At 72.4% G+C, this 16,629-nt stretch carries 11 protein-coding genes; 8 read left to right on the top strand and 3 right to left on the bottom strand.

The genetic code is table 11. The annotated features are described in order from the left end of the window. The first annotated feature begins 89 nt into the window (after positions 1–89). The 4 genes from RT054_RS05290 (at position 90) to dapF (ending at position 4,644) form a co-directional block, all read left to right on the top strand. Positions 90–1,109 carry a regulatory protein RecX gene (locus tag RT054_RS05290; protein WP_313022455.1) on the top strand — a complete coding sequence of 340 codons (1,020 nt, stop codon included), beginning with the start codon at positions 90–92 and terminating at the stop codon, positions 1,107–1,109. A 34-nt stretch (positions 1,110–1,143) separates the two neighbouring features. Further along, entirely contained in the window at positions 1,144–2,691 is a 1,548-nt protein-coding gene (miaB, locus tag RT054_RS05285; protein WP_312718154.1) for a tRNA (N6-isopentenyl adenosine(37)-C2)-methylthiotransferase MiaB, read from the top strand. A gap of 16 nt (positions 2,692–2,707) precedes the next feature. After that, the gene (gene miaA, locus RT054_RS05280; RefSeq protein WP_313022454.1) at positions 2,708–3,673 is read left to right on the top strand and encodes a tRNA (adenosine(37)-N6)-dimethylallyltransferase MiaA; all 966 of its coding nucleotides are present in this window, start codon (positions 2,708–2,710) and stop codon (positions 3,671–3,673) included. A 62-nt stretch (positions 3,674–3,735) separates the two neighbouring features. Further along, positions 3,736–4,644 (top strand): diaminopimelate epimerase, encoded by a 909-nt coding sequence (dapF, locus tag RT054_RS05275; protein WP_312718152.1) that lies wholly within the window; start codon positions 3,736–3,738, stop codon positions 4,642–4,644. Positions 4,645–4,764: 120 nt separating this feature from the next. Here the strand turns inward: dapF and RT054_RS05270 are convergent, their stop codons facing one another. Then, entirely contained in the window at positions 4,765–5,400 is a 636-nt protein-coding gene (locus tag RT054_RS05270) for a methyltransferase (protein WP_313022453.1), read from the bottom strand. A 344-nt stretch (positions 5,401–5,744) separates the two neighbouring features. Here RT054_RS05270 and RT054_RS05265 point away from each other — a divergent pair, with 344 nt between their 5' ends. Beyond that, positions 5,745–6,392 carry an SDR family oxidoreductase gene (locus tag RT054_RS05265; RefSeq protein ID WP_313022452.1) on the top strand — a complete coding sequence of 216 codons (648 nt, stop codon included), beginning with the start codon at positions 5,745–5,747 and terminating at the stop codon, positions 6,390–6,392. 164 nt (positions 6,393–6,556) lie between these two features. Here RT054_RS05265 and RT054_RS05260 read toward each other — a convergent pair whose 3' ends face one another. Continuing rightward, positions 6,557–8,632 (bottom strand): hydantoinase B/oxoprolinase family protein, encoded by a 2,076-nt coding sequence (locus RT054_RS05260; RefSeq protein WP_313022451.1) that lies wholly within the window; start codon positions 8,630–8,632, stop codon positions 6,557–6,559. Position 8,633: 1 nt separating this feature from the next. Beyond that, positions 8,634–10,700: a hydantoinase/oxoprolinase family protein gene (locus RT054_RS05255; RefSeq protein ID WP_313022449.1), complete on the bottom strand. Its 2,067-nt coding sequence runs from the start codon at positions 10,698–10,700 to the stop codon at positions 8,634–8,636. A 232-nt stretch (positions 10,701–10,932) separates the two neighbouring features. Here RT054_RS05255 and RT054_RS05250 point away from each other — a divergent pair, with 232 nt between their 5' ends. The 3 genes from RT054_RS05250 to hflX all read left to right on the top strand — a co-directional run bounded on the left by RT054_RS05250 (position 10,933) and on the right by hflX (position 16,565). Next, complete coding sequence (locus RT054_RS05250; protein WP_313022448.1) at positions 10,933–12,417, top strand: helix-turn-helix domain-containing protein; 1,485 nt, start codon at positions 10,933–10,935, stop codon at positions 12,415–12,417. 98 nt (positions 12,418–12,515) lie between these two features. Further along, positions 12,516–14,996 carry a sodium-translocating pyrophosphatase gene (locus tag RT054_RS05245; protein ID WP_313022511.1) on the top strand — a complete coding sequence of 827 codons (2,481 nt, stop codon included), beginning with the start codon at positions 12,516–12,518 and terminating at the stop codon, positions 14,994–14,996. 84 nt (positions 14,997–15,080) lie between these two features. Then, the gene (gene hflX / locus RT054_RS05240; protein ID WP_312718146.1) at positions 15,081–16,565 is read left to right on the top strand and encodes a GTPase HflX; all 1,485 of its coding nucleotides are present in this window, start codon (positions 15,081–15,083) and stop codon (positions 16,563–16,565) included. Positions 16,566–16,629 lie beyond the last annotated feature (64 nt).

The following is a 16,629-nucleotide window of genomic DNA, read 5'->3' as shown; positions in this document are numbered from 1 at the left end:
CCCGTCCCCGCTGCCGGGGCGGCGGGGACGGGGCTTTCTGCCCAGGTCATCGGCCGCGGGGTGCTGATCGTCGATGAGGGGAGATCCTCGTGACCGGCTTCGGTCGTGCCATGCCGCCGGGGCGTGAGCCCGAGCAGGAACCGGATCGCGTCGTGCGGGACGGCGAGACGCCGGAGGAACGGCTCGCCCGTGCCCGCGCGGCTCTTGCCGAGGCGGAGACCCTCGCCACGGCGCCGCCGCCCGACGACGCCGAGCGCACCGCGTCACGGTCCACGCGCACGTCCGCGCGTGGCGCATCCGGACGACCCACGGGGGGCTCGTCCCGACGCGCTGCGCCCAGGTCGCGCCGCGGCGCACCGGCGCGGCGATCCGGCACGGCGGGCCGCCCCGAGCGCGAGGGTGGCCGTGGAGGTGAGATCGATCTGTCGTCGTGGCCGGGGGCCGGGCCGGCGCCCGACTGGGTGCCGGAGGCCCCGGCTCCCGACACCTCGTCGGATGAGTCCTCCGGAGGGGCGGGGCAGCCCGCAGGTCGGCGAGGTCGGGCCGCTCGTCCTCGCGACGCCGGTGTTCGTGACGTCGAATCCGGCGGGTCCGAGGACGCTGCCTCCGGCGTCGAGGTCGACCCGCACGAGGAGGCGGCGAGGGCGCGTCAGGTGGTGTTGCGGCAGTTGGCGATGGCGCCGCGGAGCCGGGCTCAGCTCGTCGACAAGCTCGCGGCCAAGGACATCGACCCCGACATCGCCGACGAGGTGCTCGACCGGTTCGAGGAGGTCGGTCTGGTCGACGACGCCGCGTTCGCCGAGGTTCTCGTGCGGTCGCAGCCGGAGTCGCGTGGTCTCTCCAAACGGGGGCTGCGGCACGAGCTGCGGAAGAAGGGCGTGGACCCCGACATCGTCGAGGACGCCCTCGCCCCCCTCGACGCCGAGAGCGAACGCGCACGGGCCGAGGATCTCGTCGCCACCCGCATGCGTCGCCTGCACGGTCTCCCGCGGGAGGTCCAGATGCGCCGCCTTGCTGGCTTTCTCGCCCGCAAGGGTTACCCCGGTGATCTCGCGTTCTCGGTCATCAGGCAGGCCGTCGACGCCGCAGAGGAACACCGGCGGGACTGACGGCGCCTGACGGCCCCGTACCCTGGAGGGTGCGATGACGACCACGAACCTGCTCAAGACCTACGACGTCCGCACCCACGGGTGCCAGATGAACGTCCACGACTCCGAACGCCTCGCCGGCCTCCTCGAGACCGCCGGATACGTCGACCTCGCGAGCATCCCGATGCCCGACCGGCCCGAGGTCGCCGACGTCGTCGTCTTCAACACGTGCGCGGTGCGGGAGAACGCCGACAACAAGCTCTACGGCAACCTCGGTCAGCTCCGGCCCGCCAAGACCCGCAACCCGGAGATGCAGATCGCCGTCGGCGGCTGCATGGCGCAGAAGGACCGCGACACGATCGTCGCGCGGGCACCGTGGGTCGACGTCGTCTTCGGCACCCACAACATCGGGTCGCTGCCCGCGCTGCTCGACCGCGCCCGGCACAACAAGCGGGCCGAGGTCGAGATCCTCGAGTCGCTCGAGACGTTCCCCTCGACGCTGCCGACCCGGCGCGACTCGGCGTACTCCGGGTGGGTGTCGATCTCCGTGGGCTGCAACAACACGTGCACCTTCTGCATCGTGCCCAGCCTGCGCGGCAAGGAGCAGGACCGCCGTCCCGGCGACATCCTCGCCGAGGTCGAGGCGCTCGTCGCCCAGGGCGTCGTCGAGGTCACCCTGCTCGGTCAGAACGTCAACTCCTACGGCGTCGAGTTCGGTGACCGACAGGCGTTCTCCAAGCTCCTCCGCGCGTGCGGGGAGATCGACGGCCTCGAGCGCATCCGCTTCACGAGCCCCCACCCGGCCGCGTTCACCGACGACGTCATCGATGCGATGGCCGAGACCCCCACGGTCATGCCGAGCCTGCACATGCCCTTGCAGTCCGGGTCCGACCGCGTCCTCAAGGACATGCGCCGCAGCTACCGCAGCACGAAGTTCCTCCGCATCCTCGACGACGTGCGAGCCCGCATCCCCGACGCGGCGATCACGACCGACATCATCGTCGGATTCCCCGGCGAGACCGAGCAGGACTTCCAGGCCACCCTCGACGTCGTCGCCGCGTCCCGGTTCTCCAGCGCGTTCACGTTCCAGTACTCGATCCGCCCCGGCACCCCGGCGGCGACCATGGGCGATCAGATCCCCAAGGCCGTCGTGCAGGAGCGGTTCGAGCGGCTCGTCGCCCTCCAGGACGAGATCTCGTGGGCGGAGAACCGCCGCATCGAGGGCCGCGAGGTCGAGGTGCTCGTCGCGCCGTTCGAGGGTCGCAAGGACCTCGAGACCGCGCGCATGTCCGGCCGCGCCCGCGACAACCGCCTCGTCCACTTCGCGCTGCCGGAGGGGTTGCCCGAGTCCGAGCGACCGCGCCCCGGCGACGCCGTCACGGTCGGGGTCACCTACGGTGCGCCCCATCACCTCGTCGCCGATTCGGCCCTCCGGGGCGGGGCGTTCTCCGTCCGCCGAACGGCCGGTGGCGACGCGTGGGCCGCGAGCCAGGACAACCCCGTGCCGGGGCGCCCGGCGGTCTCGCTCGGCCTTCCCTCGATCGGTCGGCCACAGGCCGCCTTCCCGCCTGCGGGAGGGTGCGGAACGGCGTCGTGCGGCTGAGGGGGGAAGCTGCGCCGTGAGCACAGACCCGCCCACGCCGCACCTCGTCGTCGCCGTCGTCGGTGCCACCGCGACGGGGAAGTCGGCGCTCGCGCTCGACCTCGCCGAGCGGCTCGGCGGCGAGATCGTCGGCGCGGACGCCTCGCAGCTCTACCGGGGGATGGACATCGGCACGGCCAAGGTGCCCGCGGAACAGCGCCGGGGCGTGCCACACCACCAGATCGACGTCCTCGACATCGAGGAGGACGCGAGCGTCGCCGCCTACCAACGCGAATCACGGGCCGATCTCGACGGCATCCTCGACCGGGACCGGTGGCCGATCCTCGTGGGCGGTTCGGGCCTGTACGTGCGCGCCGCGACCGACCGTCTGGAGATCCCCCCGACCGACCCCGAGGTCCGCGCCCGGCTCGAGGCCGAGGCCGAGCGGGTGGGCACGCCGGAGATGCTGGCGAGGCTGCACGCGCTCGACCCGGAGGCCGCGGGCCGCCTGGAGCCGAACAACACGCGCCGCATCGTCCGGGCATTGGAGGTGGTCGAGCTCACCGGACGGCCGTTCTCGGCGACGATGCCCCGGCGCGAGTACCTGCGTCCCACGATCACCCTCGGCCTCGGTCTCGACCGGCACCTCCTCGACGAGCGCATCGCCCGCCGGACCGCCGCGATGTGGGCAAACGGGCTGCTCGACGAGGTCGCCGCGCTGGAGGAGCGGGGGCTGTCGCGCACGCGGACGGCCTCCCGCGCCGTCGGCTACCGCGAGGCGCTCGCCGAACTCTCCGGGCGCCTCACCCGCGGGGAGGCGATCGAGGCGACGACGACCGCGACCCGTCGCCTCGTCCGCCGACAGGAGAGCTGGTTCCGCCCCGACCCCCGCATCGTGTGGCTCGACGCCACCGACCCCCGGTTGCTCGAGCACGCCCTCGGGGTCGTCGAGGCGGCGGGCCGGGGCGACCTCGGCGTCCCCGGCCGGTCCGACGACGGGTGAGCGCGGTGGCCCGGGCGCCACGGGGGCGGGGGCTGTCGGAGGCGGATGTCAGACTTTCACCCGTGACCACCGAGAGCGCGCCCACCCACCAGCGAGTGCCCTTCACCAAGGGGCACGGCACCCAGAACGACTTCGTCCTCGTGCCCGACGTCGACGGCGAGCTCGACCTCTCCGATGCGCAGGTCCGGTTCCTCGCCGACCGCCGCGGCGGCATCGGGGGCGACGGGGTGATCCGCGTGGTCCGCACGCGGCACGCCGAGGAGCCGGAGGTCCGGGCCCTCGCCGACGAGGCCGGGTGGTTCATGGACTACCGCAACGCCGACGGCAGCCGAGCCGAGATGTGTGGCAACGGGACCCGGGTCTTCGCCGCGTATCTGTCGCGCGAGGGGCTCGCCACCGGGCCGCGCATCCCGATCGCCACCCGCGCGGGGGTCAAGGTCGCCGACGTCGCCGAAGCCGAGAACGGCGAGACCTCCTACGCGGTGGATCTCGGCCCCTGGCGACTCACGGCGTCGGAGGCGATCACCGCGCAGGGGTACGACACGCTCGTCGCCGTCCCCGGGCTCGACCCGCTGCCCGGCATGAGCCTCGACCTCGGCAATCCGCACGTCGTCGTCGTGCTGCCCGAGAGCGCCGACGTCATGGACCTCGATCTCACCACCGCGCCGGTGCTCAACCCCGCGCCGAGCTCGGGCGCGAACGTCGAGCTGGTGCAACCGCTCGGGCCCGGACACCTGCAGATGCGCGTCCACGAACGCGGCGTCGGTGAGACGCGCTCCTGCGGCACGGGTGCCGCCGCCGCCGCCCTCGCCCTCATGACGTGGAGCGGAGCACCGCGCGAGAACGACCGGTGGCGCGTCGACGTCCCCGGCGGCACCCTCCACGTCCGCGCCCTGCCCGGGCAACGGGTCGAGCTGGCGGGACCGGCCGCCCTCGTCGCCGACGGAGTGGTCGACGTGCCACGACACTGACGACGGGACCTGCCGGCACGGGGCGGCACGCATCGGGAGGCGGCGACGCGACCCGATGCGCGTTCCCGGCGTGTTCGCCGCGGTCCTACCTCGTTCCGGGATCGCGCGGATGCCGGCGCCTCAGGCGCCCTCGACGGGCGGCGTGAGGTGGCGATGCACGGTGAGCACCCGGAAGCCCTTGGCCGAGGCGAGGCGGGCGGTCGAGAAGGACGACCCGAGTGTGCCGCCGAGCCAGGCGTGCAGGGAGTCGGCCCCGAGGTTCTTCTGGACGACGAGAGAGGCGGTGCCGCCCGGCGCGAGGCGCGGCAGCCACTGCAGGAGCATCTCGTGGAGCGCCGCCTTGCCGACGCGGATCGGGGGATTGGACCAGATCGCCGCGAACGACACGTCCTCGGGCACGGCGCCCGGTTCGGCCGCGCGCACGTTGTCGAGCCCATGACGTGCGGCGTTGCGGGCGAGCAGGTCGAGGGCGCGGCGGTTGACGTCGACCCCCCACACCGTGGCCTCGGGAGAGAGGGAGGCGAGGGTGAGGCTGATCGGACCCCACCCGCAGCCGAGGTCGAGCAGGTGGCCGTGCTGGGGCGGGTCGGGGACGCTGCGCAGGAGGACGGACGTGCCGAGGTCGAGCCGCTCCGGGCAGAAGACGCCGGGCGCGGTCTCGACCGTCATCGGTGCTCCGGCGATGGGGACGGTCAACGCCCGGCGCTGGTCGGCGCTCGCGGGGTCGGCCGTGAAGTAGTGCTCCTGCGCGTCCACACCGCCGGAGCCTAGTCGGGACCGACGCGGTCGGGCGCCCGCGACGCGTCGCCGGGCGCGGACCGCGGTCCCCGAGACCGGCGCAGACGTCGGCGGGAGTCCCCTCCGGCCCGACACCGTCCGCAGGCGACCCGTCGAGCGCCTCACCCGAGCATGCCGAGCACACCGTCACGGCGCTCACGGACCGGACGACGTCCACGCACCGGGACCACCACCACGGACCGATGACCGCTCGCCGCCTCCGGCGCCCGATCACGGCCACCTCGCGCCCGCGACGGAATACCCGAGGCCGGATCCGCCTTGAAGAGAAGGCACCACACACCGTCGTCTTGGAGGTTTTCCCCATGTCCCGCATCGTCGTCATCGGTGGCCACGGCAAGGTCGCCATGCGTCTCGCGCCGCAGCTGGTCGAGGCCGGGCACGAGGTGATCTCGCTCGTGCGCAACCCCGACCACGTCGCCGAGGTCGAGCAGACCGGCGCCCACGCGCAGGTGGCCGACGTCGAGTCGCTCAACGTGGCCGGTATCGCAGAGGTGTTCTCCGGGGCGGACGCCGTCGTGTGGTCCGCGGGTGCCGGGGGCGGCGCACCGGAGCGCACGTACGCCGTCGACCGCGACGCCGCGATCCGCTCGATGGAGGCCGCCGCCCAGGCCGGCGTCGACCGGTACGTCATGGTGTCGTACTTCGGTGCGGGCCCCGAGCACGGTGTCGACCCCGACGACGGCTTCTACGCCTACGCCGAGGCCAAGGCCGCCGCGGACGCCCACCTCAAGGGCACCGACCTCGCGTGGACCATCCTGGGCCCGAGCGCCCTCACCCTCGAGGCCGGCACGGGCCGCATCGAGACCGGTGCCGGCGTCACGGGCAGCGAGGCGAGCCGCGACAACGTCGCCCAGGTCATCGCCGCCACCCTCGCCGACGATTCCACCGTCCGCCGGGTCATCGAGTTCAACGACGGCGACACGCCGATCGCGGAGGCCATCACCGCCTGAGGCGGCCGTCCCCCAGGGGCGCCACGTGTCACCGCACTCATCACGCAGGGGTGCGACCCACGGCCATGAGCCGAGGGTCGCACCCCTGCGTCGTCCCGTGCTTCATCCGTGCCGCGTCCCGTGCCCGATCGAGCAGGGGCGTCGCGCGGTCGGAGGGGCCGGGATCAGTCCTCCCAGGCCGCGGTGACGCGCCGGGTGACGGATTCGCGGAACTGGCGCGTCGTCTCGGGGAGGAGTTCACCCGTCCCCCAGTCGACGATCACGGCGTACCGGCGGATGAGGTCGAGGGTGTCGAGCTCGCCCTCGCGGTACCGTCGGGCGACGTCCTCGGGGTCCTCCTCCAACCACCCACGGCGGGCGCCGCGGATCTCGGTCCGCAGCCGCCGGGTGGCGTCCTCGTCGAGGCGGTAGTCGTCGAGTTCGGCGTCGACCTCCTCGATGACGACCCCGTAGTCCGTGCCGGCCCGGACGAGCGAGACGTATCCGTCGATGACGTCCTCGAGCACGTCGCGGGGGTCGCGGTCCAGCGGGTCGCCCAGGCCGCCGCCACCGGCGGAGGGACGCTCGAACGTGTCGCCCGGCCCCACCGGCACCGAGGAGAACACGCTGCCGAGGAAGCGCTCCTGCGGGGTGCCCCGGTTGAGCCACACACCGTGGGGGTTCGAGGCGAGCCCGCCGTCGATCCCCCACGTGATCGACCGTGCGCGGTCGCAGCAGTAGGACATCACCGTGCGGTCGGCGTCGGTGAGGGTGCCGCCCTTCTCGATGCCCACCCCGCCGCGGTGCCGGCCGGGACCACCGGAGTCGGTCGCGATGGCGTGCTTGGTGGTGAGGACGGGGGACAGCCGCTCCTGCCCCTCGACGGGCTGGACGGCGAGGCCGACGCCGAAGACGGGGGCCGAGGTCCCCGACCCGTCGCGGTCGCTGCGACCGCCCCAGCCGCCGGCCATCCAGTCGTACCACATGAAGAACGGCTTCTCCGGGGAGCGCCCGTCGCGCCCGCCGACCAGCAGGTATTCCAGGTTGAAACAGCCGGCGAGGGCGCGCTCGGGCATGAGACCGGACCAGATCTCGAAGATCGCGTTCATGATCTTCTCGTAGGGCCCGGAGCAGAACCCCGTGACCGCGTACGGCCAGCCGGCGTTGACGACCGTGCCCTCGGGGCCGATGTCCGCCGAGACCGCCCGGTAGAACCCGGAGTTGAGCGGGACGTCGGGGAAGAACGTCTTGGTCCCGGCGTAGAGCGCCGAGTGCGTCGTCCCGTAGCCGGAGTTGAGGAACGAGGCGACCGCGGGGGCAGATCCCTCGAGGTCGTAGTGGATCTGGTCGCCCTCGATGTGCAGGTTGACGACGATCGGGACGAGGCCCTCCCCGCGACCGGGGTCGGCGTCGAGGTAGTCGGTCGTCGACCAGGTGCCGTCGGGCAGGTCCGCGACCCGCTTGCGGACGAGGGTCTCGACGTAGTCCTGCACCTCCTGCATGGCGGCGACGATCGTGTCCTTGCCGTAGCGCTCGACGAGCCGGAGGATGTCGCGCTCGCACACGGCCGTCGCCTCGGACTGCGCGTGGAGGTCGCCGAGGCTGATGCCGGGGGAGCGGGTGTTCTCGACGAGGAGTGCGGCGACGTCGTAACGCAGGGTGCCCCGGTCGAAGATCCGGATCGCGGGGATGCGCAGACCCTCGCCGAAGTGCTCGGTGGCGTTGACGTCGAAGCTGCCCGGCACGTTGCCGCCGATGTCGGCCCAGTGACCCTTGTTCTGGGCGAACGCGATGATCTCGTCGCCCACGAAGATCGGGCGGATGAAGCTCACGTCGTTGAAGTGGGTGCCGCCGCGGTAGGGGTCGTTGATCGCGAAGACGTCGCCGGGATGGATGTCGTCACCGAACTGCTCCAGCACCGCCTGGCACTGGAAGTGCAGGGTGCCGACGTGGACGGCGATGTCCTGGCTGCCCTGCATGACGGTGTTGCCGCGTGCGTCGCACAGGGCGGAGGAGAAGTCCCGGCTGTAGATGACGAAGCTGTAGCAGGTCCGCAGGATCTGCTCGCTCATGAGGTCCACCGAGGTGGTGAACGCGTTCTTGAGCACCTCGAACGTCACCGGGTCGAGGGTGCGACGTCGGTCCGAGGACGAGGTGGTGGTGGCGGCGGTCGAGGGCGTGGTGCCCCTCGTCCCGTCGGTCGTCGGACCGTCGTTCTCGCCATGTGCCGTGGTGCCGCGGTCGGTGAGCTGTGTGGTCATGTCAGGCCTCCTTCGAGTCGTGGCCGGGCGCGCTCGAGGCGTCGAGGTGGATGCGGATGTTGAGCCACTCGTCGATCTCCGCGCGGGTGCCCGGCGGGACGACGGTGGTCGAGTCGAACTGGTCGACGATCGCCGGGCCGGCGAACGTCGTGCCGACGGGAAGGGCGTCGCGGTCGTGGACGGGGACCTCGACCCAGCCCGTCTCCTCGAACCAGGCCCGCCGCCGCGAGGCGGGCTCGGGGTCGGCCGTGCCCGTGCGCTCGTGGGGCGGGAAGGCCGGCTTCGGCGTCCGGCCGACGGCACTGAGTCCGATCTGATAGAGCTCGACGGGCGCGTCGTCGCGCCGGAACGCGAACTCCCGCTCGTGCTGTTCGTGGAAGCGGGCGACCGCCTCCTCGAGGGCCTCGGCCCCCGAACCCACCTCGACGGCCAACGACCGCCACTGCCCCGCGTAGCGCATGTTGATCGAGCGCTGCAGGACGGCGTTCTCGGCCGTCACGCCCTCGTGCAGGAGGCGCTCGGTGGCCTCGGCCTCGAGGGCGGTGAACGCCTCCTCGAGCTCGTCGTGGTCGACCTCGTCGGCGTGGTGGCTGAACATCGTCGAGAGGTCGTGTCGGATGTCGACGAGCAGGCAGCCGAGGGCGGAGGTCACGCCCGGGTTCGGCGGCACGATGACCGTGGGGATCGAGAGCTCCTTGGCGACCTCGGCCCCGTGGAGGGCGCCCGCACCGCCGAACGCGACGAGGGCGAAGTCGCGCGGGTCGAGGCCCCGTCGGATCGACACGAGGCGCACGGCGTCGGACATGTTGGCGTTGGCGACCTTGAGCACCGCTCCCGCGGCCTCCTCGAGCGACATGTCGAGCGGCTCGGCGACGTGCTCGGTGAGCGCGCGTTCGGCCCGTTCGGGCTCCAGGGCCTTGGCGCCGCCGGCGAGGGTCGTCCCGAGACGTCCGAGGGCGAGGTTGGCGTCCGTGTTCGTCGCCTCGGTGCCGCCCGTGGCGTAGCAGGCCGGGCCGGGGTCGGCGCCCGCCGACTGAGGACCGTTGCGCAGCGAGCCCGCCGGGTCGATCCACGCGAGTGAACCGCCGCCTGCGCCGATCGTGAGGACCTCGATGCTCGGGAACGTGATCGGGTGGCCGTACTCGACCTGCCACTCCTTGGTCACCCGCAGCTCGCCGCCGTGGACGACGCAGATGTCGGTGCTCGTCCCACCCATGTCGAGGCCGATCGCGTTCTCGAACCCGCACTGCGTCGCGATGGCGCGGCACGCGATGGCCCCCGCCGCGATGCCGGAGGCGGCGAGGCGCACCGGGTACTGCGAGACCATGCGGGGAGTCATCGAGCCGCCACCGGAATGGAGCAGCAGCAGGTCTCCCTCGTATCCGCCGTCGGCGAGCTCATCGGCGAGGCGGTCGACGTAGCCGCTCACGAGCGGGGCGAGCACCGCGTTGGCGACCGTCGTGTTGAAGCGCTCGAACTCGAAGATCTCCGGCAGGATCGACGCCGACGTCGAGACCGAGGCCTCGGGCATCTCCTCGAGGAGGATCTCCCGCATCCGCTCCTCGTGGGCCGGGTTGGCGTAGGAGTTGAGGAAGCAGACGGCGACGGTGGTCGCGCCCCGACGCCGCAGGAGCCGGGCGACGCGGCGGGCCTCGTCCTCGTCGAGCGGGGTGACGACCTGACCGTCGTACCCGATGCGCTCGGGGACCTCGAACCGGTCACGTCGGCGGATGTAGGGCGGGGTGACGTCCTGGTAGGCGTCCCAGAGGTCGTCCCGCGTCCCGTCGCGGATCTCGAGGACGTCGCGGAAGCCCGTCGTCGTCACCATGGCCGCGGGCGGGAACCGCCGCGTGATGAGCGCGTTGGTCGCGACGGTCGTGCCGTGGGAGAAGAGGGAGACCGACGACAGGTCGATGCCTGCACGGTCGACACCCGCCATCACGGCCCGCATGGGGTCGTCGGGGGTGGAGGGGACCTTGCTGACGAAGAAGTCCTTCGTGTCCTCGTCGACGACGAAGACATCGGTGAACGTTCCGCCGACGTCGACGGCGACTCGCTGTGCGCCCACGGGCACCTCCTGGTGAATCGGGTTCCGGCCGTGAGGGATGACGGCGAGCGGACCGGTCGCGTCGCCGTTGGTGAGTCACCCTGCGGTAGCCGCCGCCGGCTCGTCACTAGCGGATTCACGAGGCGGGGTGAGATTCTTTGTCCGATCCGACAAAGGTCGGCCCCGGGCCTGGGTGCCTCGGGGGTGATCGGGAGGGGCCGACCAGCACCCCGGGAGGGAGGAGAGCAGGCGCATGACGACCGACGACGTCGCGGCAGGCGAGGTCGAGATCCGGCGGCTGAGGCGGGAGATCTGGTTCCATCACGAGCTCCTCGCCGCGCTCGGCGACGAACGTCCGCTCCAGGCCCTCATCGCCCGGCTGGGGCAACTCGTCCGTGGTACCGCCGTGCTCTACGACGAGACGGGTCGCATCGCCGCGTCCGTGGGCGAGGGTCCGGTGCGGCTGCTGTGGCACGAACTCGACCACCGCGAACGCGTGTTCACGAGGTTGGACATCGGCCGCTACCGCGTCCTCGCCACCCCGATCGTCATGCGGGGCGCAGGCTTCTGGGTGGCGCTCGCCAGCCGCGACGCCGACGCGATCGAGGCCTCGGGCGAGCCTCTCCTCCTCACCGCCGGGCGGATGCTCTCGGCGATGCGGGGAGCGAGGACCCTCGCCCTCACCCAGGAGCTCACGAGGGCGAGGCACCTCATCACGATCCTGCTCGGTGAGGTGACCGCCGACCGCGTCGCCTCCCTGTGGCGCCGTCTGCGCGAGCTGCGGTTCACGGTCAACCAGCCGCTGCGGGCCGTCGTGGCGACCCCGGTGTCCCCGGAGTCCGAGACCCCACGGCGACGGGTCGACCGGCTCGAGGCCATGCACGAGCGCGCCTATCTCGCGGGGCTGCCCCTCGTGCTCTCCGACGCCCCGACCGGCGCCCCCCTCGGACCGGGACGCCGCAGCGGTGCCGTCCTCGCCCTCGTCGCCGACGAACCCGCGCTCGGCGCCTGGTTGGAGCGCCTCGCCGCCACCCATGTCGTCGGCGTGAGCGAACCCTTCATCGACCTTCTGCGCGCACCCGCCGCCTACCGGGACGCCGGAATGGCCCTGCGCGTCGGACTCGTCACGCAGGCCGGTGGGAGCCCCGGCCGGCCCGAGACCGGCGAGGGTCGGGGCGCCGGGACCGGGACCGGGCAGGGGCCCCGCAGGGAAAGGGCAGCCGACACCGACACCGGTTCACGTGGTGGCACCCCGGAGGCGACCGGTGCCGTCGTCCACTTCGAGGACGTCGACCTCGCGACCTGGCTGACCTCCAGCCGCCCGGCGGCCGACCTCGAGGCCCGCACGAGGCGCCAGTTCGGAGCTCTGCTCGACAAGGAGGACCTCCGCGAGACGCTCGTCGTCCACCTCGCGCTGGGATCGGACGTCAACGCCACCGCGCGGCGGCTGTATCTGCACCCCAACACCGTCCGTTATCGCCTGCGTCGGGTCGAGGACGAGATCGGTGGCCCGCTCGGCTCCGCCGCGACGATCGCCAACCTCTATCTCGCGTTGCAGGAGGAGATCGCCGCCGTGCCGCGGCCCGCGCCGCCCTCACCGCCGCCCCCCGGACCGTCGGCGAGGCCCTCCACGGCGCCGCGGCCGTCCGCCCCGCGGGCAGCGCCCCCGGCGCCCGGCGCGGCCCCCTCCACCGCTGCACGCAGCGGCGACGCCCGGGGGACGCGAGGAACCCGATGAGGCCGTTCGCGCCTGTGAGCCGACGTCGTGGTCCAGACTGTGACGATCCCACGACGACGTGAGCGTGATCCCAACGGCGGGAGGCACAGATGGGTCCGATGCACCTGGCGGCATCCCGGCTGGAACTGAGCGGGGGTGATCTCACCCTCGTCCTCGTGATCGGGGCCATCGCCCTGGTCGCCCTGGTCGTCGGCGGACTCTTCCGCGCCGAGGTCCTCCGCGCCGATGCCGGCACCCCGGGGATGCAGGAGATCGCCCGGGCCGTGCAGGAAGGGGCCTCGGCCTACCTCGACCGACAGATGCGCACCCTCGTGTGGTTCGTCGTCGCCGCGGTCGCGCTGCTGCTGGTCCTGCCCGCACCGGACCTGTCGAGCCGCCTCGGACGAAGTCTCGCGTTCGTCGTCGGCGCCGGGTTCTCCGCGGCCATCGGCTACCTCGGCATGACACTCGCCGTGCGCGCCAACGTCCGGGTCGCCGCCGCCTCCCGCGACGGGGACCGGACGCCGGGGTTCCGCCTCGCCGTCCGCACGGGTGGGGCCGTCGGCATGGTCACGGTCGGCCTCGGGCTGTTGGGCGCGGCCGTCGTCGTCGTCCTGTTCCGCGACCGGGCCCCCACGGTGCTCGAGGGATTCGGGTTCGGCGCGGCGCTGCTCGCCATGTTCATGCGTGTCGGGGGCGGCATCTTCACCAAGGCCGCCGACGTCGGCGCCGACCTCGTCGGCAAGGTCGAGCAGGGCATCCCCGAGGACGACCCCCGCAACGCCGCCACGATCGCCGACAACGTCGGCGACAACGTCGGCGACTGTGCCGGCATGGCGGCCGACCTCTTCGAGTCCTACGCGGTCACGCTCGTCGCCGCGCTCATCCTCGGCAAGGCCGCCTTCGGGGCGCACGGTCTCGTGTTCCCGCTCATCGTGCCCGCCGTCGGCGTGCTCACCGCCGTCATCGGGATCTACCTCACGCGGGTCCGACCGGGGGAGAACGGGCTCCGCGCGATCACCCGCGGTTTCGCGATCGCGGCCGGGGTCTCGGTCATCGGCTGCGGGATCGCGGCCTTCGCCTATCTCCCGGACGCGTTCTCGGGACTCGTCGGCGTGAACGCCGAGATCATCGGCCTGACCGGCGACCCCCGCCTCCGCTCCTGGGCCGCGGTGACCCTCGGGATCGTCCTCGCCGCGGTCATCCTCTTCCTCACCGCGCACTTCACGGGCACCGACAACGAGCCCACCCGCAACGTCGCCCGCACCTCGGTCACCGGCGCCGCGACCGTCGTCCTCGCCGGTATCGGCGTCGGGTTCGAGTCGGCCGTCTACACCGCCGCGGTCATCGGCGCCGGGGTCTACGGCGCCTACCTGCTCGGCGGTGGATCGATCCTCGTGTCGCTGTTCTTCGTCGCGCTCGCCGGTTGCGGGCTGCTCACGACGGTCGGCGTCATCGTCGCGATGGACACCTTCGGGCCGGTCAGCGACAACGCACAGGGCATCGCCGAGATGTCCGGCGACGTCACCGGCGACGGCGCCCAGGTGCTCACCGAGCTCGACGCGGTCGGCAACACCACCAAGGCCATCACCAAGGGCATCGCGATCGCGACCGCCGTCCTCGCCGCGACCGCGTTGTTCGGCTCCTACAACGACTCCGTGAGCGAGACCCTCGCCGCCCGGGGCGAGGACGTCATGGCCTCGATGCACGACTACGCGATCGTCCACCCCGCGACCCTCGTGGGCGTCATCGCGGGCGCCGCCGTCGTGTTCCTCTTCTCCGGTCTCGCGATCGACGCCGTCACCCGCGCCGCGGGCGCCATCGTCCTCGAGGTGCGTCGGCAGTTCCGCGAGCACCCCGGGATCATGGAGGGCACCGAGAAGCCCGAGTACGGCCGCGTCGTCGACATCTGCACCCGAGACTCGCTGCGCGAACTCACCACGCCGGGCCTGCTCGCCGTGCTCGCCCCGGTGGCCATCGGGTTCTCCCTCGGGTTCGGCGCGCTCGCCGGGTTCCTCGCCGGCGCCATCGCGGCGGGCGTCCTCATGGCCGTGTTCCTCGCGAACTCCGGCGGCGCCTGGGACAACGCGAAGAAGATCGTCGAGGACGGCGCGCACGGCGGCAAGGGCTCCGAGGCCCACGCCGCGACCGTCATCGGTGACACCGTCGGCGACCCGTTCAAGGACACCGCCGGACCCGCCATCAACCCGCTCATCAAGGTGATGAACCTCGTCGCGGTGCTCATCGCGCCCGCCGTCGTCGCGCTGTCGACCGGCTCCGGGTGGGCGCTCGCCGCGCGCCTCGGCATCGCCGCCGTCGCCGCGTTCGTCATCATCCTCGCGGTCGACCGCACCCGGTTCCGCGCGACCAAGACCCTGCCCGACGTCGAGGCCGCGGTCGATGAGCAGGGGAGCCCCGTCGAGTCGATCCACGTGCCGCCGGACTACCCGATCCTGCAGCCGCGGGTGCCGCACCTGCCCACCGTGCGACACGAGGAGAAGGGCGAACGGGGCCGCCCGCTCGTGCGGGTGGAGGGCCAGGATCCCGCACCCCCGGAGGACGCCGACGAGGAGCCGGAGGCCCCCCGCGGGCGGACCTGAGCGGTGTTCCCCGGGGAGGACGGCCCGGCTGCCGCGGAAATCGCGTCGACGCACGGTGACGCGAGATGTCATCCTGAAGGGGATATGACGAACGACATCCAGGCAGAACAGCGCCGCGACATCCTCTCCGGGCGCGCCAGTGCTCTCTCCGACAGCGACGACTGGCACACCTCCGACCCCGACTTCGTCTCCTACGACGGCGACCAGCTCGAGCGCGAGGAACGTGCGGCGATGCGTCGTGTGGCGGGCCTCTCCACCGAGATCGAGGACGTCACCGAGGTCGAGTACCGGCAGTTGCGTCTCGAGCGGGTCGTGCTCGTCGGTGTGTGGTCCGACGGCACGCTCGAGGAGGCCGAGAACTCCCTGCGCGAGCTCGCCGCACTCGCCGAGACCGCCGGTTCGACCGTGCTCGCGGGCGTCGTGCAGCGTCGCCACCGTCCCGACCCGGCGACCTACGTCGGCTCCGGCAAGGCCGAGGAGCTGCGCGACATCGTCGTCGCCGAGGGCGCCGACACCGTCGTCGCCGACAGTCAGCTCGCCCCCAACCAGCGGCGTGCGCTCGAAGACGTCGTCAAGGTCAAGGTCATCGACCGCACCGCGCTCATCCTCGACATCTTCGCCCAGCACGCGAAGTCCAAGGAGGGCAAGGCGCAGGTCGAACTCGCCCAGCTCCAGTACCTCCTGCCGCGTCTGCGTGGGTGGGGTGAGTCGATGTCCCGGCAGGCCGGTGGTCAGGTCTCCGGCGGTGCGGGCATGGGCTCGCGTGGCCCCGGTGAGACGAAGATCGAACTCGACCGCCGCCGCATCAACAGCCGGATCGCCAAGCTCCGCCGCGAGATCCGTGAGATGAAGACCGTCCGGGACACCAAGCGCAGTGGCCGCCGGGCCAGCCACATGCCCGCCGTCGCGATCGCCGGGTACACCAACGCGGGCAAGTCCTCGCTGCTCAACCGCCTCACCGGCGCGGGGGCGCTCGTCGAGAACGCCCTGTTCGCCACCCTCGACCCGACCATCCGCCGCGCCCAGACCCCCGACGGGCGCGAGTACACCCTCGCCGACACCGTCGGGTTCGTCCGCTCGCTGCCGCACGAACTCGTCGAGGCGTTCCGCTCCACCCTCGAGGAGGTCGGCGACGCCGACCTGCTCCTCCACGTCGTCGACGGCTCCCACCCCGACCCCGAGGGGCAGATCACCGCCGTGCGGGACGTGCTCGCCGACGTCTGGGATGACCCGAACGAGCACCCCAAGGAGATCGTCGTCGTCAACAAGGCCGATGTCGCCGAACCCGAGGTGCTCGACCGTCTCCTGCGCACGGAGAGGTACTCGATCGCCGTGTCCGCGCGCACGGGTGCCGGCATCGAGGAACTGCAGGCGCTCATCGCCGACGAACTGCCCACCCAGGACGTCGCGCTCACCCTTCTCGTGCCCTACGACCGCGGTGACGTCGTCAACGCGCTGCACACCGACGCCGAGGTCCTCACCGAGGAGCACCTCGCCGAGGGAACACGACTGCAGGTCCGGGTGTTCGCACACCAGGCCGACGCGTTCGCCGAGTTCGTCGAACGGTGACGTGCCCGCCGTGGTCCGGTGCCACGGCGGGATCCCGGACGCGGGCCCTGACATGAATCGTGGG

It is taken from the genome of Mobilicoccus sp., assembly GCF_032060985.1.
Taxonomy (GTDB): domain Bacteria; phylum Actinomycetota; class Actinomycetes; order Actinomycetales; family Dermatophilaceae; genus Mobilicoccus.
Note: the sequence above shows the minus strand (reverse complement) of the source record. Positions and strands in the feature narration are given on the sequence as shown.

Coding starts and splice junctions, on each gene's coding strand:
- RT054_RS05260 (WP_313022451.1), bottom strand. CDS start 8,632: ATGACCACACAGCTCACCGACCGCGGCACCACGGCACATGGCGAGAAC.
- miaB (WP_312718154.1), top strand. CDS start 1,144: ATGACGACCACGAACCTGCTCAAGACCTACGACGTCCGCACCCACGGG.
- RT054_RS05265 (WP_313022452.1), top strand. CDS start 5,745: ATGTCCCGCATCGTCGTCATCGGTGGCCACGGCAAGGTCGCCATGCGT.
- hflX (WP_312718146.1), top strand. CDS start 15,081: ATGACGAACGACATCCAGGCAGAACAGCGCCGCGACATCCTCTCCGGG.
- RT054_RS05250 (WP_313022448.1), top strand. CDS start 10,933: ATGACGACCGACGACGTCGCGGCAGGCGAGGTCGAGATCCGGCGGCTG.
- RT054_RS05245 (WP_313022511.1), top strand. CDS start 12,516: ATGCACCTGGCGGCATCCCGGCTGGAACTGAGCGGGGGTGATCTCACC.